The following is a 24,534-nucleotide window of genomic DNA, read 5'->3' on the forward strand; positions in this document are numbered from 1 at the left end:
TTTGCTCTGGAAAGATACTGCCGTTATTGTAGAAAACCTCATCTTTTACAAATCCTGATCGATTGGGCTGACTTTCGCTCTGCAGTTCCTGTTGGGGATAAACTATTATATTCGAGATGATCTCTTCATCGTAATCTATAATTTCTACAGTTGTTCTGCCGGTATTGGAGATTGCCACCAGGCGGCTGAAACAGGGCAGGTCTGGTTTGCCGACTTCCAGAATCTCGCCCTCGCCAGCATAGCTTAGCTTGGTATATTCAGTTCCTGATTCAGTTACAGTTTCAAATTCATAACCTGGTAAATTAAACTCAACTTCCGTGTTCTCTAAACCAAACGATGTGGAGACAAAAATATCCTGGTTGCTTTTAACTTCCACCCAATCCGACGAGAGAGTCATAAATCCAAATACTAAAATTACAAGTAAAAATATTTTCTTCATTCAATTCCTTCCTTTACACTATTTATTATTTACTTAATGTTAAGCAAATAACATTCCATGTTGTGTTTCTTTTAACAGGGATATCTTGTAAAGAAAAAACCTTCCAAACTGACGTCTGGAAGGTTTTTATCGTTTATTTCCTGATTATTTTCTATTTCATCAAAACCAGTTTCTTAACGTTTGAAACATAACCCGATTCAGATTTTGCATTGAATCTGGCAAAATAAATTCCACTGGAAACTATTCTATTATTAGAATCTTTCCCGTTCCAAATTACCTGTTGCAAGCCAGCGTTTTGTTCTTCATCTAATAATGTTGTGATCTTTTGACCTTTCTGATTGTAAATATCGATAGAAACAAGGCTTTTTTGTTTCAAACTGTAACTGATCGTTGTGGTGGGATTAAATGGGTTGGGATAGATTTCTCGAAGTTCTGTATTTACTGGTATTAGATTTCCAGCAGCATCCGTGTGTTCCACGACTGCAATATTGGATGGATCCGATTGATGATCGCCGGAATAGAGCGCTGTGACGTAATATTCATAGGTACCGGCAGGTACGTTGATGTCTACATAAAAAGTTGTTGTTGTTGTATTCAACTCTGCTCCATCCCTATAAACAATATATTCTATAAATTCTCTACTTTGTGCTGGCGGCTGCCATAAAAGAGCAATATTATTTCCCTGAGAATTCGCAGTTAAATTTTGCGGAGCAGCAAGAACCAGATCGACAGTAATACTTGGAGATGGATCTGATTCACCCTGATCGTAAACAGCAACAACATAATATGTATACGAACCATTTCCCAGTTCTGCATCTGTATATGCTGTAGTCGGGAACGGAACATTACTTACTTCTGCAATCATCTCATCATTTCTGTAAACTTTATAACTCAGAAGTTCACGATCTCCAGGATCCCAGGTAAGATAAATGCTGTTACCATCAATGACTTCGCCCTGTAGATTGGCAGGAGGAACAATACCACCGCTTCCTGTTGCTGTGAGTGCTTTGATGCAGAAATTACCCGTATTTTGAAATCCTGAGGGATCATTATAATCATAGAAATCGAACCAGTCGTTTCCACTTTTGTAATAGCTTTCTCCCGGATTGGCAGAAGATTCCACGATCGTGCGATAATCCGCTCCCAATAAAACGGGAACATCTGAAGTTCTATCGTAGGGATGACCGCCTTGAGATAATGATAAATAAACATAGAAATCATCTCCGGCATTTAGTGGAACAACTGTATCCAGATCTACAGTGTGCAGTCCGGCATGTTCATAGTTTCCGCTTTTACTGGAAAGTTCATTACTGAGAACTGTACCGTCAAAATCAGCATAAATTTTCACTGTGAAATCTACATTATCTACAGCAGTAAAAAAATTAACTGAGTTTATTGTTTCATTATCTTCGGCAGTAAATGCATTGAAAGCCTCAGTTGCAACTGTAAGTGTATCGCGCCAGCCATGATAATCATGATAATAAATTTTATCGTAAGACATCGGTTCCACGTTTTGGAAGGAAATTGCGCCCATTTCGATATTGCGGCAACTGTGTTTATCGTAATACGAAATCCAGAAATAACCTCCATTACCCCAATTTGCTCCCCAGCTGTTTCGCACCAGCCAGGCTCCGGGCTGTGGAGCTTGTGTTACATGAGAATCGTCCCAGCCGATAATTGAAACGGCATGATTTGGCTCCAGATTGCTGGTTGGCGGTTGATAGTGATTATAGTTGCTGATAAAAGAGTTATCATAACACATGCAGGTTCCCAGAATTCCATAATCTATAATTATCTGTTTTATAACATCGATATTGGATAGATCATCTTCCAACCTGAACCATTCCACATCGCGTGGATAATAATAATGATAATCCGGCATCCAGCGGTTGGGAGCTGTAGCATTGCCGGTATAAGGTGCATCGATTTCTCGAATTGCGCCTTCTCCTCGAGAGAGATAAGCCGTAGTAACTCGATAATCACCTCCCATGTGAACTTCCAGACCGCTGCCTGTTGGCGGATCGATATCGTCGTTATTGTGCTGATTGAATCCATTCCACCAATCCAGATGACGCTCTGCCAGATTTGGTTCTCCGGTTTCTCCTGCAGATGTCCAGGCACCGGTCATCAATAGATTCCCTTCCATAGAAGCAAAAGCACCGAACGCCCAGCAAGTTCCGTATTGTCCTTGATTGCGCACATCAGGAACAAAATTTTCGCCATTAACATCTCGCAGATCATATTGGGCTGGAGGATCTGCTAAAAGGATCGTCGATAAACAAACTAAAATAATTATTAAAATCAAATTCTTCATACACTTACTTCCTTTTTGTATTTATTCTCTACTTATGCATTATCTATTCCATTATTTACATTTGAACCATTTGAAGAAAGTCACAAATTTTGTCAAAATTAAAAGCAATCCGGAAATTTGGTTGGACTTCTCGTCCCGAGGAGTTCGTATTTTTTCTTGTTTTCGTCCCGAAAATCAGCACTCAATTCATCTCAGATCGAGACGAATGAACCAACAATTTTAAGATTGGGAATAAACTTATTGTGAAAGAAACCTTGGCATGATTAATGTAAAACGATCACCCTGATCGTTGTTGTTTTACTGTTGAAAGAAAGCTTAATAAACCTTGAAAGCGTTAAGCAAGAAGAAATTTCGTAAGAAGCGTTTTCAAGGTTAACAAAAAAAGGGGAAAGCCGAAACTTTCCCCAATTTATCTTATGTGTAAATTAGATTAGAATGATAATGACAATCCAGCATTGAAGGTTCTGGGCAGACCAAAGAAGACTTCTGCAGAACTTCCACTATGTGGATAATGTGGAGGTGAACCCCAATCAGCCCAGGCATTGTAAGCACTGTTATCCACAGCTTCCAGAACATAAACATCATCCAATAAATTGAAGATATGTCCATAAGCTTCTACGTCAAATCCTTTCACGATCGTTGGGAGTTTATAAGATATATGTAAATCCATCACACCGTAAGCAGGAATCTGCCAGCTTTCTTCATCATCATTTGGATCTTGACGACTGAACGGATCCCAGGCAGCATAGAAATCATCAAAATATTTATAATTTACATTGATATCAAGACCTGGTACAGGATAAAGTGTTGTTCCAAAGGAAAGCTGAGTTTGAGGAGCATCACCTACTTTCAGATCTTTTACGTAGATATTAAGTGTATCTGTGAAACCAGCATCATCTTCATAAACTACATTTTCCAGATCGTTCAAGTATGTCCAATCACCTTTGGAAAGTGAAAGATCAAATTTTGCCAGTGAAATTGGTTGATATTCAACTTCCATTTCGGCGCCGATGTGTCTGGAATCGATTCCGCTTACAAAAATTTTGATTTCATCATTGGGAGTATCTACAGAAAAGCTTTTGGATTGATCGATCCAGTTTGTATAATATAAACCTGTATTAATATTCAGCATTTCATCTAAACCAACAAAATTGAATCCTGTTTCCATAGACAAGAATTTTTCATTTTCAGGATCATCAATCAACTCACCTGTCCAGTCATTGATCACTTCATCAAAGATAGGGCATTTGTTGATGTAGCCGGCATTTCCATAAACACCAAAGCTATTGCTGATTCTATAACTGGCACCACCTTTGGTTTGATATCCCATAATCCAATCTGTTTCTGTATACAATTCATCTCCACCTTCCATTACGAAGTGGTCGGTATATTGATACTGAACAGAAGATAAACCTACCATTAAGGAAGCTTTCAGTTTATCTTTTACGTATTCACCTTGGGCGTAACCACCAAACCAGCCAACCTTATTGGTATTGTAATAATCAATTTTGTCACCAAGTTCTTTTTCATATTCATCAGCAGTGTCAAAATCATTGCCATCGAAGAAGAAATAATCTCCACCCAGAAGATCACGAACTTCTCTGAAGTGGTCAATTTCCGCCGTTCTCCAATCAACGCCAACAGAACTTTTCAAATTTTCGTTTATCTGATAATAAGCTCTGGAAATTGCACCAATTGTCCATTGCTGGTTTACGCTGTTACGCAGGATACCTGCTGAACCAGTGCTTAAAGTATCATTTTCAGCAATTGTGGAATTCCAATCAACAACCCTGGATGGTCCTGAATAATCCCAGTTTACACTACCGAAAGTACCGGTACCACCACCTTTACCACCAGAATAATAAATAATTGAATAAACATCTAATTTTTCATTCAATTTTGTAAACCAGTTAAGATTGATCTGTGGTTTATGATAATAGTTTTCACGTTCGTTGAGGAAATTTGGTGAAAATCTGTCATGAAGATCACCATTCCACCATTGTTTTCCACTATAATTAGGATCTACAGTGTTCCAATTTTCATTGTAGAACATACCTGCGTCTGATTCTGGGAAATCAGAAAAATAATCAGCGAGTTCACTATCGGGAACGCCAGAATTATCTTCAGCATAATCATGGTTGTAGGCAGCCATATTTTGTTTATACAAGTTTTGGCCGTGTCTTTGAGGAGCGCCGGCAGCGTAGAATTCAAGACGGTTATTGTCATTTATTTTGTAGCTTGTAGCAAGATAGTATGACCAGGCATCAGTCCAGGTTGCATCGATAACGCCGTCTCCAGTTTTGCGGGTAACGTTAAAACTAAAAGCGTATTTATCGTTAACTAAACCTGAATTTGCAATCAAAGTTTTCTTTTGGAAACCACCGGAGCCATATTCCTGCTTAAATCTAACACCTTTATCCATTTGAGTTGGATCGGTGATCATATTCATAGTACCACCAATAGAAGGAACAGCAAGATTGATAGCACTCAAACCTCTCTGAACCTGGATCGATGAAGTAGCATCGCCAAGGCCATCCCAGTTTGACCAGTAAACCCAGCCATTTTCCATATCGTTAACAGGAACACCATTGATCATAACAGCAACATTTGCCTGATCGAAACCTCTAATGTTAATACGGGCATCACCAGCTCCGCCACCTTGTCCTGTAGAATACACACTTGGTGTAGTAGTAAGAACAAGAGGAATATCACGAGAACCTAATGTAGAAGTAATTTCTTCTTTATCCACATCTGTGTAGGCAATTGGTGTATCTGATTCAGCTCTATCAGATAATACACTGATTCCTTCGATATTAATCGATTCCATTTCCATTTCGAATTTAACAATTGTGGTTTCATCCACGTTCACTTCAATCTCTTTGGATTGTTTTCTATAACCCATCATACTTACAGTTATCGTGTGAGTTCCAACTGGTACATTTTTCAAAGTAAATTGTCCATTCTGTTTGGTGTAAGTACCGGTTTTTGAATCTCCCAGATAAACAGCAACATCGGCTAGCGGATTACCGTTTTCTGCGATAGTTACTTGTCCTGCAATTGTACCAGTTTGAGCAAAAGCAGCAATTGGTACAAGAAGCAGAATTGACAAAACAGCTAACACAAGCAATCTTTTCATACACATCCTCCTTATTTTTTGTGTAACTATAGTCTTTTTAATGTTTTACTTTCAGACTAAATAACACATCGGAAAAATTGAGTTTGGAATCTTAGTTGTCAAGAGCAAAATATAATCTTGCATCCCCCGAAAATATTCCTTTTCTGGAATCAATAAAAAAAACACTACAATTTCATTTTTTTCAAGCCCATGAATTAATTCAGGGGAAAAACAAACAAAGCCTTTTATAGTAACCATTTCAATGGTTTATTATTTGTGCAAACGGTTGAAACCGTTGTCCGACATATTTCTCGCATCAATATTCCCACGAATGACCCGGTGAAATTGAATTGATTTCACAGGTTAAAAATTCGTGGTCTTTACTGGATATGTTTTTGACAGGAAAAATAGCTATAATTTCATTTATTACAATAAATTAGGGTTACACTCTCCAAATTTTTCGGGGGGGGGATGCGTGAAAAATATTATATAGAAAATGAATATTTACTAATCATTATTTAAAATTCTATTAATGAATTGTTATTCAATTATTTAAGTAAAGCTTCTTTTTCCAGAAGGAATCTTTCGTTCTCGCTCAGATCTCTTTTATACTGGTAGATTGTCTTGATCCATTCACCGTAAACTGGATTTGGCAAAACAATAAATTTTCTCCCAAATTCAGTTTTTAAACTATCGGCAAGAAATGCTCTTTGTTCTATAGTTTTTTGTCGGAAGACATCAGAAAAATCTATCAAATTATCACCAATAAATAGTGCAATATGGAAATTCTCTGAAACCATATTTCTCCTTGGTTGTTTGCTGGAAGTTGTTGTCCTCATGAAAAGGTGTTCTTTATCTGCAAATGGTAAATTCAATTCCTTAAGATTTTTCAGCGTTCCATCAAAGTGTTTATCTTCATCTCTATTCGTAATATAGAAAATTTCTACATCATTCTTATTGGCATAATTCAAGAATTCCAATGCTCCCGGTACAAGTCTGGAATTATTGTTTTCGTTCCACTCTGCAAAATGTTTGGAATAACTTTTATTCTCCAAAATCGATAAAATTTCAAACTCCATATTATCCAAAACCGTTTCATCCAGATCGACAACAACCGCCAAAGGTTTGGGAAATGTTTTCTGCAGAGCAACTGACAATCTGAAAGTAGCCAGATTATAAGCCTGGTAAGCCAGAGCTTTATATTCTGCAGAGGTTTTCTGCCAGAGAACGGGATATAAAATTTCCTGATTATAAAATTTAATCGTTTCTGCTTTTTTTGTTTGGATCGCATCCTGTGAAAATAAACAAAATACAACCAGTAAAATCAATGATATCAGATATAATCTATTCATTATAATCCTCCTGAAAAATTCTGTGAATTCCATCAAAAATATAGCCGACATGAATGCGGTTGGTAAAATCCAGTTTTTCTACATCGATCTCCATAACTTTGCCTTTATGAAATCCAAATCTTGTTACATCAGTGGAATAAGTTCGATAATATTTATTCAAGGATTCTATCTCATTTTTGTTCCAACCACCGGCGATTTCCATTTCTCTGCCCCGCTGCTGAATTCTACTCCAGGCCAGATCACTTCTACCGTTCAATAAGATCAGAAGATCGGCGGGAGGAATTTCGTTGCAAACCGCTTTGAATCTTGCTGTAAGATCATCCAGCTGGTTTGCCGTAAGATAACCATCTTCATGAAATTGGTAGCAGAAAACCAGCAGGTCTTCCGGCAGAGAGCGATCCATTACAAAGCTTTCCTGCTTTGCCTTTCCTTTTAGTTGGAGTTCTTTTCGCATTTTCAAAAAGTGGAGCTGAAGATCGTAACAAAAAGTTTGTTTATCTGCCAGGAATTTTTCCAGAAGCGGATTTTTCTCCGGATTTTCGTACAAACCATTTATCTTAAGACTTCTCTGCATAATTGCAGCCAGAGTTGATTTTCCCAGCCCCACATTTCCGGCAACCGCAATAAGTTTAGGATTTTCCTGGAGATATTTTTCCAATTTACTTTCAGCATCGATGGCTTTCAAAGTGGCTGCCGTTTCCGGCAATGTTACCCATTTACTGATGCCGGGAGTCGTTACGCGCAAGTTCAGATTTTTTATCTCTTCCACTATTTTCTGGATCGTATTTTTTAAATATTTTGGCAGAGGTGTATCTATATTGGCATCGATCACCAAAACCGGGCATTTTACATGACGATTGATAAAAAGATCGTAGAGTTCATTTAGTTGTGACAGATATTTGGGAGGAATGGATGCTTCACTTTCTCTACCGCGTTCTTTAATTCGTGCCAGAAGGGTTTCCACATCCGCTTTCAAATAAACCATCAAATCAGGTTCTGGAATTTTGGAAGTCATCAGATTGTAATTGCGTTGATAAGCCAGGAATTCTTCTTCGGTCATATTTCCCAATATTTTCTGAGCCATACCAAAAATATGATAATCTTCGGGAAGTGTACGATCTTCCAGAATAATGCCTTTGCAACCTTCTATCTGACGTTGCCTATCCAAGCGACCATTAAAAAATTCAATTTGTGCCATGAAAGCATTTCCCGCCGGATCTTCATAAAATGCATCCAGCACTTTGGGATTGAATTTTTCCTGAAATGCATAAACTTTTTCTTCTCCCGTTTTATCGGGTATCGTAGATAAAAGCAGATCACAAAGCGGTGTTTGCGAGGCAGCTTCCACTATAGTTGATTTTCCCACTCCGATATTTCCGACAATTCCAATTCTGAGATGTTCCATTAATCAGCTTCCTTTCTAATAAAATATTTTCCAAATTCCAGCCTGAAAATCGATTGGGATGCCAAATTGTCAACGCTAAAGTTCTTTACAAGAAAATGCCCATTTCAAATTTGAAACTGATTTAGGTTTAATATTTTGGAGGAGTTATGTTTAAGCTGAATGTAACATCGCAGTTTGCTTCGGCTCATAAATTGAACGGCTACGATGGAGCCTGCAAAAATCTGCACGGTCACAATTGGAAAGTGCGGGTTGGAATTGAGTGCGAGAAAACCGACAAGATCGGAATGACGATAGATTTTGGAATTGTGAAAACTGAATTGAATGATCTGATGGAATATCTTGATCATAGTTTTTTGAATGATCTTCCCAGTTTTAAAGATCAAAACCCTACCTCGGAAAACATCGCAAAATATATTTACGATGAAATGAAAAAAAGAATTTCCGTGGAAGGTTGTAAAGTAGCAGATGTGGAAGTGTGGGAATCGGATAAATCATCGCTGGTTTATTACGAATAAAATATGCGAATTGTTGAATCAAAATTCATAAAAAGTGCCGTGAAGCCTTCCCAATATCCGGCGTCTGCTTTTTCCGATTTTGCCTTTGTAGGAAAATCAAATGTCGGTAAATCCGCTTTGATCAATACCATACTGAACCGAAAAGCAATTGCCAAAGTAAGCGGAACTCCCGGTAAAACCAGATTGATAAATTTTTTCGAAATCCGCTTCAAAAATGAAAATGATGAAGATGGATTTATGAACTTCGTGGATTTACCCGGATACGGCTATGCCAAAGTAAGCAAAAAAGAACGTGAATCCTGGCAGACAATGATTTTGAATTATTTTGCCAAACGGATTCAATTGAAGGGCGTGATAATGCTGGCAGATATTCGCCACAAAGCCGATCCCAAAGACAAAATAATGCTGGATATGCTGATTCAGAATAATATTCCATTTATCATCGCAGCAACCAAATCTGATAAGCTGGCAAAAAGTAAAATCAATAGAATTGTTAAAAAGCTGGCTGTTGGATTGCAGGTAAAGAATGCTCAGATAAAAGCTGTTTCATCTCTCAAAAAAACCGGTTTTGAAGAAATTTTGGCTTGGATATCCCAACAGATAAGTTGATTTTATATTTGACACACAACCACGGTTTTTTAATTAATTTCTTTTGAAGTTTGTTATATGATAAAAAAAAGGAAGTTTAATGTTAGAAAAGATAAAAAAGCCGACTGATGTTCAGCAGCTTTCATTAGCAGAACTTCAGGAACTGGCAAAAGATATACGAAAAAGAATTATCGAAGTTACCGCAAAAAACGGCGGTCATGTAGCTCCAAGTCTGGGAGCAACAGATCTTACAGTTGCACTGCTAAAAGTTTTCGATCCCAAAAATGATAAAATGGTTTGGGATGTAGGTCATCAATCTTATGCCTACAAAATTCTAACTGAAAGAAATGATCGTTTTAATACTCTGCGCCAGCTAAACGGAATAAGTGGTTTTAATAATATTTTTGAAAGCGAATATGATGCTTTCGGAGTAGGACATGCCAGTACATCCATTTCTGCTACGCTGGGCATCACGGTAGCTCGGGAAAAGAGGCAGGAAAAAGGTTATAACATTGCCATTATCGGTGATGGTGCTCTCACGGGAGGTATGTCTTTCGAAGCCTTGAATCATGCAGGGCATCTGCAAAAAGATATGATCGTTATCCTGAATGACAACAACATGTCGATTTCCAAAAATGTGGGAGCTTTGCAGGCATATCTTACCAATATTCTGGTAAGCCGTTCTTACAATGCTTTTAAAAATGCGATTTGGGATTTTGTTCACCTTATGCCCAGCAGAATTCGTAGAAGGATGATCTTAAGTGCCAGAAAAATCGAGGAAAATCTGATCAATTCTCTGGCTCCAAATATTATTTTTGAAGATCTCGGTTTTAAATATGTCGGTCCGATCGATGGACATAATGTGCCCAGGATGGTAAGGATTTTCAAAAAAGTTATCCGCAACATGAATGGCCCGATCTTTATCCATATCGTTACTAAAAAAGGCAAAGGTTACGATCATGCCGAAGATGATGCATCACGTTTTCACGGCTTGGGACCTTACGAAATTGAATCGGGAAAATGCAAAGGAAAGAACGGAACTTCCTATTCTCTGGTTTTGGGAAACAGTTTGTGTGAAATAGCCGAAAAAAACAAAAATGTAATCGCAATTACTGCTGCCATGACCGATGGAACCGGTTTATCTAAATTTGCTGAAAAGCATCCCGAAAGATTTTTCGATGTGGGAATTGCCGAACAGCATGCAGTTACTTTTGCAGGTGGATTGGCAACGCAGGGCTTCAAACCGTTTGTAGCAATATATTCCACCTTCCTGCAGCGTGCTTTGGATCAGGTTATCCACGATATTGCACTGCAAAAACTGCCGGTTGTATTTTGCCTGGATCGAGCCGGCTTGGTGGGCGAAGACGGGGCAACTCATCATGGCGCTTTCGATCTTTCCTATTTGAACATAATTCCCAATCTGGCAATCATGGCTCCGTCTGATGCAGATGAATTTGAAGCGATGCTGCTCTTTGCTGCAAATTATTATGACGGTCCAATCGCGATCCGTTATCCGCGCGGTTCTGCACGTAAATGCCAGATCGATCACAAACCAATTGAAATCGGCAAATTTGAGATGCGGCAAAAAGGCGGGAAAATTGCTGTTATTGGAATTGGAAAATCATTTATCGATGCCGAGATGATCGTGGATAAAATGAAGATTGATTTTCCAGAAATAAAACCCTGTCTGGTTAATGCCCGTTGGATGAAACCGTTGGATGAAAAATTTCTGTCTGAATTGGAAGAAAATTTCGATATTGTTTTTACAATCGAAGAAAATTGTCTGAAGGGCGGTTTTGGCGAAGCAATAAAATCTCGCCTCGTGAATGCCAGAGCACAAATATATTCCTTTGGTCTGCCCGATGAATTCGTTACCTATGGCAAAACAGATGAATTGAAGAATCTGATCGGACTCAGCACTGATCAAATCTACGAAAAAATCAAGAATATTTTGCAGAATTAGAACATCTAAAAAAAACAAATGAAATACCAAGGCGATACAATTTCTGCCATTTCCACGCCAATTGGAATCGGTGGAATTTCAGTAATTCGAGTTAGCGGCGAAAAATCAATTCAGGTTGTCGACCAGGTTTTCCAGGCAAAAAAATCTTTGGAAGAATATCCATCACATAAAGCTGTTTTCGGCAGGATCGTTGATGATAAGCAACTTATCGATGAAGTTGTAGTCACGGTTTTTATCGCACCACACAGTTACACGGGAGAAAATGTAGTAGAAATTTCCTGCCACGGCAGCACCTTTGTTACCAATAAAATCCTGGAAATTCTGCTTCGCAAAACACGTTTGGCGGAACCGGGAGAATTCACGCAACGTGCTTTTCTGAACGAAAAGATCGGTCTAACTCAGGCAGAAGCAGTCGGAGACCTGCTCAGTTCTCAAACCAGAATAGCGCATTTAGCTGCTGTTCAGCAATACGAAGGAAGCCTGCGTAGAAGAATCGAAAAACTGCTCAATAAAATTACTGAGTATCGAACACTTTTGGAACTCGAAATTGATTTTATGGAACAAGGTTTAGACCAAATCGACACCGATGATCTTTTGGAGAAAATAAAAATTCTGCAATCCGATATTGAAAAATTAGCACGCACCGGAGCGGAAGGAATGATCATCAAAGAAGGTTTGAAAGTAAGTTTGGTGGGAGCACCAAATGTAGGAAAATCCAGCATTTTCAATGCCTTTTTGCAAAATGAAAGAGCAATCGTAACACCACATCCCGGCACAACGCGAGATTATCTGGAAGAAGCGGTAAGCTTAAACGGTTATCTGGTTCGCTTTTTCGATACAGCCGGAATTCGTAAAACAGAAAATCAAATCGAGCAGCTGGGAATTGATCGCTCTTACGAAATTATTAAACAATCCCACAAAATTCTGTTCATTATCGATGGCGAAGAAAACGAAACAGAATATCAGAAATTAGCTGAATTAGTTCCAAAAGAAAATATCATCAAAGTTATAAATAAAACTGATCTCATCGATAAAAATGAACTTTCCAAATTTATCGAATCTGATTATATCCCCTGTTCAGCAATTTCTGATGATGGCTTGGAAAAACTGAAAGAGATTTTGCTCAACGATATTCAAATTTCCCAAGCAGAATTACAATCCGGCATTCTAACAAATACACGTCAAATCGCAGCTGTTCAACGTGCCAATGAATCTATCAGGAAAGCTGTTTCTTCACTGCAAAATGAATTGGGTTATGAATTTACAGCTTTCGACTTGAAAGAAGCCAGCACAGCTTTAGAAGAAATTATCGGGAAAATTACCACCGATGATATTTTGAATCAGATCTTTGAGAATTTTTGTGTGGGAAAGTGATAGATAAAATAGCTCACGGATTTCACAGATAAACACGGATTATATAACTTAATTTATCAGTTTTCCAGTTGGTTTATTAATTCTGTTAGACTCTTGATATCAATTTTAATTCTACTGAAAAATGAAATCATTTTGATTTTTGAAGGAAAGTTTATGAACGAATTTATTAAACTCAAAACTATTAAAATGAAACCAATAATTATATAGATTATTTCCTGCTCTCCAGAATTTATTATTGTATTACCGATTACCAGAAAACCCAATATAGAAACTGGAACATAAATTATTCCACGCAGAAAATAATAAAGAATATAAGTTAGATTATTCTTGTATAATTCTTCAGCTTCTTTGGAAATCTTCATGCGCAGATCAAGTTGATTTATTCTTCTGCCTTTTCGCAGTTGAGATAAACCAAAATATATAAAAATCGGAGTAACAATAGCTACTGCAATGAAAATTCCATTTGTTGGAAAAAGATCAACTGTATTTTGATCTTTTGTAAAATGTCCATTTAATATTGTAATGCCAATAATTGATAAAAACAGAAAAATAAAGTGCAGTGCAATGATGCTATAATACACTGTTTTATACTTCTTTAATTCCCTTTTTAGATAACTGATAATTCCCTCCTGTTTAAAAGTATTTTTCCCAGTGAATTATGTAATGAACTATGTAACTTAACAATCTTAATAAACCTACAAGAATTCCTTGTAAACCCAATAATGTAAAGAACTTGTCTCTGAATTCAGCTTCTTTGAACAATTTCTTGAAATTTATACTTTTCAAGCCATTTCTTCTGATGTAAGTTTTTGATGGAAAATTTAGAGAATGAAAAATGAAAAAACACCCTGCTGCAATTATTGCAAGCATATGAAGAAATACTCCACCAATTGGATCATCTAATGGAGGAATGAATAATCCAATTAATTTATCTAACACTATTTTCCTCGTTTACCATTAATCCAATAAAAAAGCATTTTCATTCTTCAATAATTTCATCTAAATTTTTATCTGTTATTTTTCTATCAAATAACCTGATTTCTCTAAAATCTTAATTGCCAGCGGATCCATTTCGGGCAGATCATTCAATTCGAAAAACTTAAAATCCAAGCTTTCATGATCGTTAACTTTTGGAATTCCTGCCCAATCTGTAACTTCATAAACCGCCGTTGCCAGGTTAATTTCATCTCCATTTGGATAAGTGTGGTACATGTCTTTGCCAGCTAAAATTCCTTTCAATTCCAGATTCTTGATCTTTAGACTGGTTTCTTCTTCCACTTCCCGAATCGCAGTTTCTTCGAAACTTTCTCCAATTTCCATAGCACCGCCAATCGTGCTCCACAAACCGGTATCGGCTCTTTTCTGTAATAAAATTTCACCTTGTTTATTCTTGATGATAACAGTCGAACCAACCATTATCAACGGCATTTTTCCCACTTTTTGTCTAAGTTCCATCATGTAATTCATAACTACTCTTCTAATAATTTAAACTGTTCAAAAATTTTATGCCATTCCGAATATCAATTCCCGATTGCATTCTTTCATTCCTGATCTTAAAAACCAATTGCGTGGAAGGAATGTTATATTTTTCCTTAAAATAGAGAAGATGTCGTGATGGATTAGCATCACTCAATTTCACTTCGATCAATTTGATCAATTCCTCTTCCTTCGAAATACAAAAATCAACTTCGCGTTTGTCGCGAGTTCTTAAATAATAAAGTTTGGTATCGTTTCCTTTAAAATCCTGCTCTCCATAAACATGCTTCAACAAATGAACGGCAACTAGATTTTCCAGTTTTACATCTTCATTTCCTCTTGCCAAACCGGTATCATAAAAATATATTTTTGCTTCTTTTTTTAAGGATCGTGCGATATTTTTGGAGAAAGGATAAATCCTGAAAATTATAAATAAGCTTTCCAGAATTTCAATATATTTGGATATCGTGTTGGGAGATGTTCCAATATCTTCCGCAATCGATTTATGGGAAATCGGAGAACCAACTCGATAGCGCAGCATTTCTAAAAGAGTGTGCATTGCTCTCAAATCTCTGATATTCTCAAAATTTAGAATATCATTTCTAATTATTCCGTCTTTATATTGCCTTCTCCATCTTTTCACGTCTGTTTCTGTTTCTGCCAGAAACGGTTCGGGAAAACCGCTGCTGAAAATAAAATTGTTTAATTCTTTTTTGATACCGGATAACTGCATTTCCTTAAATGAAACAGGCAGCAATCGAAAGCTGAAAAATCTACCCGATAACGCATCCCCACTTTGCCTGAAAACATCCAGGCGCGTACTTCCGGTTACTATAATTTTCTGGTTTTCCGGCTTTGTGTCATAAACCCCTTTTAAATAGTTTTTCCAGGATGGCATTTTGTAAATCTCATCAAAAATTATCAGATCTTCATTGGGAAACCAACTTTGATTCTTTACAACCATTCTATCATCAGGATTATCGTAATTTATATATAACGTATTTGTGTGATTTTCAGCAATTTTTTTGGCTAACCAGGTCTTACCAACTTGTCGAGGTCCTACAATAAACACCATTTTTCTTTCAAGATCTTTAACTATCTGTTTTTCCAAGTATCTATCCAATTTTATCCTCCTTTTTATGGGTGACAATTTTTCACTCTAATGCAAAATTGTCACGACTTTTTCTCATTACGCTAAAAAATTGTCGCCCTTGAAAATGCGGTTTTATAAATTGAAAATGATATTTTCCATAAATTATTTCGCAGGTTTAGATTCAGATTTTGTCTGTAAAATTGAGTTCGGAAAAAAGGATGAGTGTAAAAAAAATCAAATCTCATCTGGACAAAAACAGCAGGTAAAATATACAAAGAAGAGAGAGAAGAAATGAAGCAGAATAGTGGAAGAGAACCAGGCAGAAACGGATATTCTGGTTCAGGCGGGGCATTAAATCCACCGTTCTCTTGTTCTGTATTCAATTTTCTTCTGGAGGTAAAAAAATGAAAAAAATATTTATGATTCTATTAAGTTTGCTGGCATTGATTTCCTGCTCCACCATTTATGTGGTTCGCGATTATGATGTAACCGCAGATTTCAGTAATTTCAAAACTTTTCGCTGGGATATGACACGTTCCAACAGTCGTTTCAAAAATGAGCTTCTGGATAAAAGACTGCGTCATACAATAAACCAGGAACTTATCGCAAAAGGGTTTGAACACCAATCCAGATATGCCGATTTTATTCTAACTTATGAACAGACAACACGAAGCGAGAAAGATGTTTATGTAACGCATTCCTATCATGGCTGGCGTCATGGTGGCTGGGGTCACAGGAACGTATTTGTGGATAAGCGCAAAGAAGCTCTGATGACTTTGAAAATATTTGATGCCAAAACCGATCAACTGGTCTGGCAAAGCTGGGCTTCAGGAATCGAAGTTAGAATAGAATTTGTAGAAGAGATCATTAATGAAACAGCCGAAAAACTGGTAGAAGATTTTCCACCCGGAAAAAAATAAAACATCCTATTTAGAAAGGATTGAAATGGATTCAAGGAATTTGATAACGGGATTGCTGGTTGCAAGATGATCATCAAAAAATATAGACAGCAGAAATACCTCCAAATAGTTTGAGGACAGGAAAGAAAAATGAAAAATAAGATGAGAAAAATAACGATACTGATCTCCATCTTGCTGCACATTCTTATCTTATTACTATTCCAGATCGATGAAATAAACATTTTGAATCCTCGAATTTCTGAAAAGCAAAAGGCGGTAGAGGATCGCCTGGTTTTTGAATTGGTAGAAACTCCTGATGATGCAGAAGAACAAGCTCCCGAAGAGAACAGTGATTATGTTTCCGATAAAAATACCAAAGCTGCCGATCAGAGAGAAAATCAACTTCCGGAAATTGAAAATCCCTATCAACAGGGATTGGTGGACATTCCTGAATTTGCCAGGCAGAATCCACCAGAAGAACAACAAGAAAATGAGCCGGAAGAACAAAACGATGTTGCGCAAATATTGAGTGAAATGCAGCAAAACAAAAAGTCATTTCTGGAAACTTATGAAGCTAAAAAAGAGATGCAGGTTTTAAATGATCAAACTGCGGATTATGAAAATCTTTTATCGGAAGTAAAAGATCACGGTGGCATGAGCTTGAATACTTATCAATGGGAATTTGCACCGTATCTTCTGGAAATGAAAAGAAAGGTTCAGGCTCATAACAATCCACCCTTTGCTTTTACGCATTTAGGTGCAATCGACGGAGATATTTTGTTGCGTTTCAAAGTGTTGCAGGATGGCACAGTTCAAGATCTGGAAATTTTAAAAAGCACAGCACATTATTCTCTGGAAAATTCCAGTACACGTGCTATTCAATTTTCTGCTCCGTTCAAACCTTTACCCGAAAATTTTCCCAAAGAATATCTGGAAATTACAGCGTTGTTTTCCTATATTCTGCGGAAAAAATAAATTATAGAGTGTAGAATAAATCGTCATCCTGAGTCCTCGGAGGGTGAAAAAAGGCGTCATATTGAGGAATTCATCTTGCTTTTTTGACGAAATATTAGCGAGAAAACCCCTCTATTTCTCCCCTTACCAAGGGGAGCTTGAAGATGAAAAATCGTCATCCTGATGTTTCTTGTAGCTTCGTTGTGGACTGTGTCCGGCGAAGCTTTGCGAAGACGGAAGGATCTCGTGAAAGTTCTATCAGCTTCACTTCTCGGAGAAAAAAAGATTCTTCATAATTGTGGTGTAAACAACACACCCCGCGGCTAAAGCCGCACCCCTCTCAAGAGGGGAATTACATTATGCTGACGAAAAAAAATAGTTTTATAGGAGAAACATGTTAACAGAAATCTGGTCGTTCCTGGTAAAGGGTGGAATTTTGATGATACCACTGCTGATCTGCAGTGTGTTGTCATTAGCCATAATAATCGAAAAACTGCTGACCTTACGCAAACACAAAGTTATCGTTCCCGAAGTAAAAAGTGTGATAGAAAACATTGAATCGGAAGAAGATATTCCACTGGCGTTATCGGTCTGCAAAAAACATAAAAGCGTGCTATCCAATCTGATAATCCTGGTTTTGAAACACAAAGGCACCTCATATTCTTTGATGCGCGAAGAACTTTCCGACAGCGGTCGTCAGGAAATCCGCAGTTTGGAACGCGGTCTGGGAATTCTGGAAACTATCGCTGCGGTAGCACCGGTTCTGGGTCTGCTGGGAACAGTGGTGGGAATGATCAAAGTTTTCAGTGTGATCTCGGTACAAGGAGTGGGAGAAGCGTCTGCACTTTCCGGTGGAATATCGGAAGCTCTAATAACAACAGCAGTGGGACTTTCTGTGGGAATTCCAGCTTTGATCTTTTACAATTATTTTGCCAGCAAAGCAGAAGAATTGATCCTGGATATTGAAAACATTTCCAACCAATTACTTAAGAAGATCATCGTTTTTAGAACCGGAGAAAAATAATGCGCCTGCTGGAAAAGAAAAAGCGCAAAGTTACCATCAATATCACTTCACTTATCGATGTGGTTTTGCTGCTGCTGATCTTTTTCATGCTCACCACCAGTTTCGTGGAACAACCAGGCATGAAACTCGATCTGCCGGAAACCAAAAGTTCGCAAGGTGAAAAAAGCGGCAAACTGCAAATTTCAGTAAATTCAGACGGCTCGATCTTCGTAAATAATGAAGCTGTGGAAATGAGTGATCTGGAATCTAAAATCAAAACTATTTCTGAGGAATTGGAAGATAAAAGTCTGCTTTTGAAAGCAGATAAAACTGTGCACCACGGCATAGTTGTACAAATTATGGATATCGCACGCAGCCTTGGCTTGCAGAAAATAATTATTGCCTCTGAGCAGAAGAAATAAATGAATATCTTTATTCTGGATGAAGATATGCAGAAATGCGCAGAATATCATGCCGACCAGCATGTGGTAAAGATGATCCTAGAGAGCACGCAGATTCTGTGTACAGCGCTTAACGAAAACGGTATAATTGCACCTTACAAATCTACTCACGTCAATCATCCTTGTACATTGTGGACAGGAAAGTCATTGTCAAACTGGATCTGGCTGAGAAATTTCACACTGAAATTGAATGAAGAATTCAAATTTCGTTTTAATCACAAGGATGATCACAAATCTGCAAAGGTTACTCTTGAATTGAAAGAGCCGCCTATTCCTGATCTTGGTTTAACAGAATTTGCTCAGGCAATGCCGGAAAAATATCGTGTGCCAGGCAATGCTGTTAAGGCTTATCGAAGTTTCTATATTGGGGAAAAATCTGGTTTTACAACCTGGACAAAAAGATCTGTACCTGCCTGGTTTGAAGCAGGTTTTCAAGACTTTAAAAGGACTATAAAATGAAACCGAAAAAAGTGGAAGTTAACGATAAAATGCAACAAGGTTATATTTATTATCGCACCGAACCTGTCGGTACAAATTTTCATCCAGAATTTAAACCGGAACTTACACCCAAACAGATGCTGGAAATGGGAGTTTTTGGCGGAAAATATATGACTGATTGCAAAGACGAATTTCCAATCGAATGGTTTGAAAATGCCAAATTATGCTCTACGAAACACGATCCTGAACTGAATTTTTTCAAGATAAATGCTTCCCAACCACTCAAGATTTGGCGAGAAAAAGACTGGATTTACCCGGAAGATCCGCGCGGCTGGTTTCAGTGGTATTGCCGATATTTTATGGGACGTCGCTGCTTAGATGACGAACGCCAGATAAAACGCTGGAAAGCGATGACGCGTCACATCGCACAAATAAAAAAGAACTGCACTCCAGGTGATTATTACTGTCGCAGAAAACAACGGCAAGCTCTGCTGCATTGGGCTTACGATTCCAGGAAATATTAAAAGTTGTTTCGTCGCACAACTCAAGCTAAGCAACAAGATTTATTAGCTAATAGTTTTCAGCCTTTTCCATTGACACCAAATATCTCAACTTTTCTTTGCATTTATGAAGAAGATAGAAAAAAGAAATTTGAATATAGATGAAATACCGCAGGAAGCGGGATATTACTTTCTGTCGGGCGAAGCAAATATACTTTTTTGCGGTAAAACTCAAAATTTAAGAAAAAGTATCCAGAATATTCGTTCTGTAGGAAAGGATGATAAAAATATTTTCCAACTCTTTTCGCTGACTCGAAAAATTAATTACCAGGTTACAGACTCTCTTTTTTCTGCCCTGTTAGAAGAAAAAAAGATCATTGAAAAACATCATCCACAGTTCAACGATACGATAAAACAATATCAAAATTACGTTTATCTTGCCATCGATTTTTATAATGTTCCATTTTTTAAAATTACAGAGCACACAACAGAAAATTATTATTATCTGGGGCCATTCAAGAATAGATTTTATCTTTACGATCTCATCGATGTGATGGCAGATTTATTTCGGCTTCCTTCCTGCGAAGATGAAAACTTTCCCTGCCGAAAATTAAAAGATAAAACCTGCCTGGGCTGGTGCCTCAAAAGTAAACCAGAGCTCGCTGAAATGCTGCTTTTAAACTACCTTCAGATAAACGTTGAATTAGTTCCAGAGCTTCAGAAAAAATTAGAAAAACTAGAATCTGATTTGGAATTTCAAAAAGCAGAAAAATTAAAAAAGCAGATCGCGATCATAAAAGATTTTTATGATAAAATAAGATTTTTTCATGTAACTAAAAAGTTGGATTCCAAACTGAAAATAAATGATGCTGATATTGATATTTCAGCTGGAATGGTGTTGCAAATATCTTCCCAAAATAAGATTTATGATTTTGTTGTTTTAAATCCGGAATATCGCGATAATGAATTTCTGGCTCATGACAAAAGCGAATATTCCGAAAGATTTATAATTTTCAAAGAATTTTGCAAAAATAAACTTGAACAAATAGAGAGTATTTATAAAGCATCCACTATGGAAATGAAAAAGAAGTTGGAGATGAATGATTAGATGAAAATTCTGGTGGTAGATGACGAAGTATCGATGACAGACTTCCTGAAAGTGGAGCTGAAACAGTGCTGCAAAGATCTGGAAGTGATCACCAAAAATACCGGCTACGAGGCTTTGAATCGCTTAATGCAAGGCGATATCGATTTGCTTCTTACCGATATTGCCATGCCCGATATGGATGGTTATGAGCTTTATAAACGAGCCAGAGATTATGATGAGAATATCCCGATTATCATGATGACGGGATTTGGTTACGATCCCAATCATACAGTTGTAAAATCGCGTCAGGATGGTCTGCAGGATGTTCTATTCAAACCTTTCGATGTAGATAAACTTTTCGCTCTTATCAAAAAACGCATCAAGGGAGAATGATCACGAAAAAATTTGTTGTTCTGCTGTTAATCTTGCCTCTTTTCCTTTTTGCCCAGTCGCAAAAACAATTTGAAAATATAACCCTGATCGGAAATGACAATGATATTCACGTTTTGGAAAGTACTCTTTCTCAATTCGATAACTCAATTTTCGGATTTCAGAAAAGCGTGGGATATTATCTGGATGATCGCATCAAAATCCATATTGCAAAAGATAAAGCCGAATATCAAACCTGGACCGGAAGCAGCAATAATATCCTGGAATTCAGCCAGGCATTTTACAGCAGAAAATCTGATTCCATCTACCTGCGAAATCCATCTGAATTGAAAAGTATAATTACTTTGCAGAGAATTCTTCTGCACGAATATATCCACCATTTTATCTCTAAATTTTACAAAAATGCACCCCTCTGGTTTCATGAAGGAATGGCAGTTTATTTTAGCGGAGATATGGGATTTGATCGGGAATTTAATTTTGCCAAAAATTATGTTTTAGGGAATTCTCGTCCACTTGCTTTGATGGCTTACAGTTATCCCAAAAATCGCATCGAATGGGAAAGCTTTTATGCCAAATCGGGATTGGCAGTTAAATATTTATACAACAAAAAACGAGTTGAATTTTATCGTTTCTGGGATTTTTCCAGACGGGATGGCTCGTTTGAATCTGCTTTCAGGAAAGCCTTCCTGATGAGCACTTCCGAATTTTCCAAATATTTTGAAGATTATGCCAAATCTCATTTCCGCACGGAAATATTACTTGCCTCCACCGGCATGATCTGGAGTATTTTACCACTGTTTCTGATCATCGGTGTGATCAGGAAAAAGATCAGGAACAGAAAGCGAATAAAAGAGTGGGAAGAAGAGGATTTGACAAATGATCTTTCAAACCCTTCTCCTTGAATATAAGATTCCTTATTTGCTCCCTGTCAAGGGAGCTGTCCGGCGAAAGTAGGACTGAGGGTTTATGAAAAATATAAAAAACCTTTGTTCTGTGGAAGTAAAAATCAATAATAACGCAGAACATTCCTTCTTAAAATGGGGAAAATTAAGGAAAAAGGAAATTTATTTATTTTATGAAAGAATTTGATAAACTGGTAGAAATTATAGAAAAATTACGTGACCGGGAAAACGGCTGTCCCTGGGATATTAAGCAAACTCATGAATCGCTGATTCCCAATTTCGTGGAAGAACTTTACGAATCCATCGAAGCGATCGAAAATAAAAATTTCGATCACCTGTCAGAAGAACTGGGAGATTTGATGCTGCATATCATCATGCAGGCACAGATAGCCGGAGAAGCCGGACAATTCGAGATCGCTGAAGTGCTTCAAAAAATTAACGATAAACTTATTCGCCGTCATCCTCATGTTTTTGCCGATGGACATGCCACCGATGCCGACGGCGTGAAGATGAATTGGGAGCGGATTAAATTCCAGGAAAAAAAGAAATCGCGCAAATCGGCAATTGACGGAATTCCCAAAGCAATGCCGGCTCTTATCGTAGCTCAGAGAATGCAGGAAAAAGCTGCTTCTGTTGGTTTTGACTGGCCGGACGTAGAACCTGCCGTGGATAAATTGAAAGAAGAAATTCATGAATTTATCGATGCCTTCCAACAAAAAGATGTGGAAGAAATGCAGGATGAACTTGGCGATATGCTGTTTTCTATCGTAAATATTTCCCGCAAACTGGGATTTGATACAGAATCGGCTCTGCGCCGAACTATCGACAAATTTGACAGAAGATTTAGAAAAGTGGAAGAACACTATCAAAAAAGTGATAAAAATATGCTGGATGCCAGCCTGGAGCAGTTAGATGAAATCTGGGAAATTGCAAAAGAAGACGAGTAGAAGAAGTCAGTTCGTAACATTTTATTTTATTCTCGGCAGCATAACTCTGCTGATATTTTTCATTTTATACACGAATTCCCTGCTGCGAGATATCAGAAAAGATGTAAAAGTAGTTCCCGATCTTTATTCCAAATTTCTGGGACTTCCCGCCGATGTAAATCTGGAACATTTTCTCTTTCAATATTTTATGGAAGAGATCATTCCCCGCATCGATTATCCCATCATTCTGGTCGATAGCCTGAAGACACCATTCAGTTGGGAAAATATCGATATTGAAAATAAAGAGTTCGAGGAACTGGATATAAAAGAAAAAGAAGAACTGCTTTCCATGCTGAAAAAGATGGAAGCTCAAGGCGGAATGATTCCGCTTAAATTCAACAAGAACGATCCGAAAGTTCACAGCTGGGTTTATTATGGCGATTCTCACACGCTTACCCAACTGAAAATGATGCCATATATTGATATGGGATTAATCGTAATCTTTTTATTATTAGGAATTTACGGAATTATTGTTCTAAAAAAAGGTGAACGGAATATCATCTGGGTTGGGCTGGCAAAAGAAACTGCACATCAATTTGGAACGCCGCTTTCATCCTTGCGCGGCTGGATCGACATCATGGAAATGAAACTGCAGGAAAAAGGCGATGATCCTGATATGATTTCCATGCTGGAAAACATGAAAGTCGATGTGGATCGGCTCAGCAAGATCGCTTCCCGCTTTGGAAAGGTTGGCTCTGTCATCAAATGTCAGGATTGCAGTTTACATGAGATCATTGCCAATACTATCGAGCATTTCAAGCATCGCCTGCCGACTGCTTCCAAGAAGATCGAGATCAAATTTATCAGCAAGATTCAAGATCTAAAAATTGAAATCGATCCTGACCTGATAACCTGGACGCTGGAAAATATGATAAAAAATGCTATCGATGCCATGCAGCAGAAAGGTGGAACGATCACCGTAAAAGCTTTTGAAAAGAAAGGAAAAACCTTTATCCATATTTCTGATGAAGGTGTGGGAATGCCGAAATCTTCTTACAAGAAAATCTTTATTCCCGGCACCACCAGCAAAGCACGCGGCTGGGGTTTGGGACTGAGTTTGGCAAAACGGATCATCGAAGAATATCATAAAGGCAAGATCAGAGTGTTGGAAAGTGAAGTGGGCAAAGGAACCACGTTTGAGATTGAGTTGAAGTGAACTCAACTATGAAAAAATACATTATAATGTGCAACACCCTTTTATTCCCCCTTACAAAGGGGAACTTGAAAGAAATTTCTTCTTATAAAAATTTTAATTTAAGCTACCCGTTGAAAAGGGATAA

General features: G+C 37.6%; 24 protein-coding genes. 15 read left to right on the plus strand and 9 right to left on the minus strand.

The window, feature by feature from the left end; all coding sequences use genetic code 11:
• From K9N40_05735 to K9N40_05755, 5 genes are all read right to left on the minus strand, one after another.
• On the minus strand, positions 1-439 hold a 439-nt coding region (locus K9N40_05735; GenBank protein MCF7813955.1), incomplete at its 3' end, for a hypothetical protein.
• A 151-nt stretch (positions 440-590) separates the two neighbouring features.
• Complete coding sequence (locus K9N40_05740; GenBank protein ID MCF7813956.1) at positions 591-2,753, minus strand: T9SS type A sorting domain-containing protein; 2,163 nt, start codon at positions 2,751-2,753, stop codon at positions 591-593.
• 430 nt (positions 2,754-3,183) lie between these two features.
• On the minus strand, positions 3,184-5,889 hold the full coding sequence (locus K9N40_05745; GenBank protein MCF7813957.1) for a TonB-dependent receptor: 2,706 nt from the start codon (positions 5,887-5,889) through the stop codon (positions 3,184-3,186).
• A 527-nt stretch (positions 5,890-6,416) separates the two neighbouring features.
• A complete protein-coding gene (locus tag K9N40_05750; GenBank protein MCF7813958.1) occupies positions 6,417-7,220 on the minus strand; it encodes a 5'-nucleotidase, lipoprotein e(P4) family in 804 nt (267 codons plus the stop codon).
• Positions 7,213-8,625 carry a deoxynucleoside kinase gene (locus K9N40_05755; GenBank protein MCF7813959.1) on the minus strand — a complete coding sequence of 471 codons (1,413 nt, stop codon included), beginning with the start codon at positions 8,623-8,625 and terminating at the stop codon, positions 7,213-7,215. Before K9N40_05755 ends, K9N40_05750 begins: the two co-directional genes overlap by 8 nt.
• A 146-nt stretch (positions 8,626-8,771) precedes the next feature.
• On the opposite strand from K9N40_05755, the gene queD reads away from it, so the two are divergent.
• The 4 genes from queD to mnmE all read left to right on the plus strand — a co-directional run bounded on the left by queD (position 8,772) and on the right by mnmE (position 13,065).
• Positions 8,772-9,140, plus strand: coding sequence for a 6-carboxytetrahydropterin synthase QueD (gene queD / locus K9N40_05760; protein ID MCF7813960.1), 369 nt, complete (start codon positions 8,772-8,774; stop codon positions 9,138-9,140).
• A gap of 3 nt (positions 9,141-9,143) precedes the next feature.
• Positions 9,144-9,749, plus strand: a complete 606-nt coding sequence (yihA, locus tag K9N40_05765) for a ribosome biogenesis GTP-binding protein YihA/YsxC (protein MCF7813961.1) — start codon at positions 9,144-9,146, stop codon at positions 9,747-9,749.
• A gap of 79 nt (positions 9,750-9,828) precedes the next feature.
• On the plus strand, positions 9,829-11,691 hold the full coding sequence (gene dxs / locus K9N40_05770) for a 1-deoxy-D-xylulose-5-phosphate synthase (GenBank protein ID MCF7813962.1): 1,863 nt from the start codon (positions 9,829-9,831) through the stop codon (positions 11,689-11,691).
• Between the two features lie 18 nt (positions 11,692-11,709).
• Positions 11,710-13,065 carry a tRNA uridine-5-carboxymethylaminomethyl(34) synthesis GTPase MnmE gene (gene mnmE / locus K9N40_05775; protein ID MCF7813963.1) on the plus strand — a complete coding sequence of 452 codons (1,356 nt, stop codon included), beginning with the start codon at positions 11,710-11,712 and terminating at the stop codon, positions 13,063-13,065.
• Positions 13,066-13,121: 56 nt separating this feature from the next.
• Here the strand turns inward: mnmE and K9N40_05780 are convergent, their stop codons facing one another.
• From K9N40_05780 to K9N40_05795, 4 genes are all read right to left on the minus strand, one after another.
• Entirely contained in the window at positions 13,122-13,646 is a 525-nt protein-coding gene (locus K9N40_05780; protein MCF7813964.1) for a hypothetical protein, read from the minus strand.
• Between the two features lie 52 nt (positions 13,647-13,698).
• Entirely contained in the window at positions 13,699-14,004 is a 306-nt protein-coding gene (locus tag K9N40_05785) for a hypothetical protein (GenBank protein MCF7813965.1), read from the minus strand.
• 75 nt (positions 14,005-14,079) lie between these two features.
• The gene (locus K9N40_05790; protein MCF7813966.1) at positions 14,080-14,532 is read right to left on the minus strand and encodes an NUDIX hydrolase; all 453 of its coding nucleotides are present in this window, start codon (positions 14,530-14,532) and stop codon (positions 14,080-14,082) included.
• Between the two features lie 10 nt (positions 14,533-14,542).
• Complete coding sequence (locus K9N40_05795) at positions 14,543-15,664, minus strand: ATP-binding protein (protein MCF7813967.1); 1,122 nt, start codon at positions 15,662-15,664, stop codon at positions 14,543-14,545.
• 374 nt (positions 15,665-16,038) lie between these two features.
• Here K9N40_05795 and K9N40_05800 point away from each other — a divergent pair, with 374 nt between their 5' ends.
• From K9N40_05800 to K9N40_05850, 11 genes are all read left to right on the plus strand, one after another.
• A complete protein-coding gene (locus tag K9N40_05800; protein ID MCF7813968.1) occupies positions 16,039-16,554 on the plus strand; it encodes a DUF4136 domain-containing protein in 516 nt (171 codons plus the stop codon).
• Between the two features lie 129 nt (positions 16,555-16,683).
• Positions 16,684-17,508 carry an energy transducer TonB gene (locus K9N40_05805; protein MCF7813969.1) on the plus strand — a complete coding sequence of 275 codons (825 nt, stop codon included), beginning with the start codon at positions 16,684-16,686 and terminating at the stop codon, positions 17,506-17,508.
• A 373-nt stretch (positions 17,509-17,881) separates the two neighbouring features.
• Positions 17,882-18,511: a MotA/TolQ/ExbB proton channel family protein gene (locus K9N40_05810; GenBank protein MCF7813970.1), complete on the plus strand. Its 630-nt coding sequence runs from the start codon at positions 17,882-17,884 to the stop codon at positions 18,509-18,511.
• Positions 18,511-18,912, plus strand: a complete 402-nt coding sequence (locus K9N40_05815; GenBank protein ID MCF7813971.1) for a biopolymer transporter ExbD — start codon at positions 18,511-18,513, stop codon at positions 18,910-18,912. Before K9N40_05810 ends, K9N40_05815 begins: the two co-directional genes overlap by 1 nt.
• On the plus strand, positions 18,913-19,410 hold the full coding sequence (locus K9N40_05820; protein MCF7813972.1) for a pyrimidine dimer DNA glycosylase/endonuclease V: 498 nt from the start codon (positions 18,913-18,915) through the stop codon (positions 19,408-19,410).
• Entirely contained in the window at positions 19,407-19,913 is a 507-nt protein-coding gene (locus K9N40_05825) for a hypothetical protein (protein MCF7813973.1), read from the plus strand. Before K9N40_05820 ends, K9N40_05825 begins: the two co-directional genes overlap by 4 nt.
• Positions 19,914-20,016: 103 nt before the next feature.
• The gene (locus K9N40_05830) at positions 20,017-20,997 is read left to right on the plus strand and encodes a hypothetical protein (protein MCF7813974.1); all 981 of its coding nucleotides are present in this window, start codon (positions 20,017-20,019) and stop codon (positions 20,995-20,997) included.
• Positions 20,998-21,369: a response regulator gene (locus K9N40_05835; protein ID MCF7813975.1), complete on the plus strand. Its 372-nt coding sequence runs from the start codon at positions 20,998-21,000 to the stop codon at positions 21,367-21,369.
• Positions 21,366-22,268: a hypothetical protein gene (locus K9N40_05840; protein MCF7813976.1), complete on the plus strand. Its 903-nt coding sequence runs from the start codon at positions 21,366-21,368 to the stop codon at positions 22,266-22,268. Before K9N40_05835 ends, K9N40_05840 begins: the two co-directional genes overlap by 4 nt.
• Before the next feature lie 173 nt (positions 22,269-22,441).
• Complete coding sequence (mazG, locus tag K9N40_05845) at positions 22,442-23,215, plus strand: nucleoside triphosphate pyrophosphohydrolase (protein MCF7813977.1); 774 nt, start codon at positions 22,442-22,444, stop codon at positions 23,213-23,215.
• Complete coding sequence (locus K9N40_05850; protein MCF7813978.1) at positions 23,181-24,410, plus strand: HAMP domain-containing histidine kinase; 1,230 nt, start codon at positions 23,181-23,183, stop codon at positions 24,408-24,410. The genes mazG and K9N40_05850 overlap by 35 nt, the downstream gene beginning before the upstream one ends.
• Positions 24,411-24,534 lie beyond the last annotated feature (124 nt).

The organism is Candidatus Cloacimonadota bacterium (genome assembly GCA_021734245.1).
Taxonomy (GTDB): Bacteria; Cloacimonadota; Cloacimonadia; order Cloacimonadales; family TCS61; genus B137-G9.

Bases quoted from the DNA above. Each gene is read 5' to 3' on its own strand.
- K9N40_05825 (MCF7813973.1), top strand. From the start codon at position 19,407: ATGAAACCGAAAAAAGTGGAAGTTAACGATAAAATGCAACAAGGTTAT.
- mnmE (MCF7813963.1), top strand. From the start codon at position 11,710: ATGAAATACCAAGGCGATACAATTTCTGCCATTTCCACGCCAATTGGA.
- K9N40_05740 (MCF7813956.1), bottom strand. From the start codon at position 2,753: ATGAAGAATTTGATTTTAATAATTATTTTAGTTTGTTTATCGACGATC.
- K9N40_05835 (MCF7813975.1), top strand. From the start codon at position 20,998: ATGAAAATTCTGGTGGTAGATGACGAAGTATCGATGACAGACTTCCTG.
- dxs (MCF7813962.1), top strand. From the start codon at position 9,829: ATGTTAGAAAAGATAAAAAAGCCGACTGATGTTCAGCAGCTTTCATTA.
- K9N40_05850 (MCF7813978.1), top strand. From the start codon at position 23,181: ATGAAATCTGGGAAATTGCAAAAGAAGACGAGTAGAAGAAGTCAGTTC.
- K9N40_05790 (MCF7813966.1), bottom strand. From the start codon at position 14,532: ATGAATTACATGATGGAACTTAGACAAAAAGTGGGAAAAATGCCGTTG.
- K9N40_05800 (MCF7813968.1), top strand. From the start codon at position 16,039: ATGAAAAAAATATTTATGATTCTATTAAGTTTGCTGGCATTGATTTCC.
- K9N40_05805 (MCF7813969.1), top strand. From the start codon at position 16,684: ATGAAAAATAAGATGAGAAAAATAACGATACTGATCTCCATCTTGCTG.
- yihA (MCF7813961.1), top strand. From the start codon at position 9,144: ATGCGAATTGTTGAATCAAAATTCATAAAAAGTGCCGTGAAGCCTTCC.
- K9N40_05750 (MCF7813958.1), bottom strand. From the start codon at position 7,220: ATGAATAGATTATATCTGATATCATTGATTTTACTGGTTGTATTTTGT.
- K9N40_05810 (MCF7813970.1), top strand. From the start codon at position 17,882: ATGTTAACAGAAATCTGGTCGTTCCTGGTAAAGGGTGGAATTTTGATG.
- K9N40_05755 (MCF7813959.1), bottom strand. From the start codon at position 8,625: ATGGAACATCTCAGAATTGGAATTGTCGGAAATATCGGAGTGGGAAAA.
- K9N40_05745 (MCF7813957.1), bottom strand. From the start codon at position 5,889: ATGAAAAGATTGCTTGTGTTAGCTGTTTTGTCAATTCTGCTTCTTGTA.
- mazG (MCF7813977.1), top strand. From the start codon at position 22,442: ATGAAAGAATTTGATAAACTGGTAGAAATTATAGAAAAATTACGTGAC.
- K9N40_05820 (MCF7813972.1), top strand. From the start codon at position 18,913: ATGAATATCTTTATTCTGGATGAAGATATGCAGAAATGCGCAGAATAT.
- K9N40_05840 (MCF7813976.1), top strand. From the start codon at position 21,366: ATGATCACGAAAAAATTTGTTGTTCTGCTGTTAATCTTGCCTCTTTTC.
- queD (MCF7813960.1), top strand. From the start codon at position 8,772: ATGTTTAAGCTGAATGTAACATCGCAGTTTGCTTCGGCTCATAAATTG.
- K9N40_05830 (MCF7813974.1), top strand. From the start codon at position 20,017: ATGAAGAAGATAGAAAAAAGAAATTTGAATATAGATGAAATACCGCAG.
- K9N40_05815 (MCF7813971.1), top strand. From the start codon at position 18,511: ATGCGCCTGCTGGAAAAGAAAAAGCGCAAAGTTACCATCAATATCACT.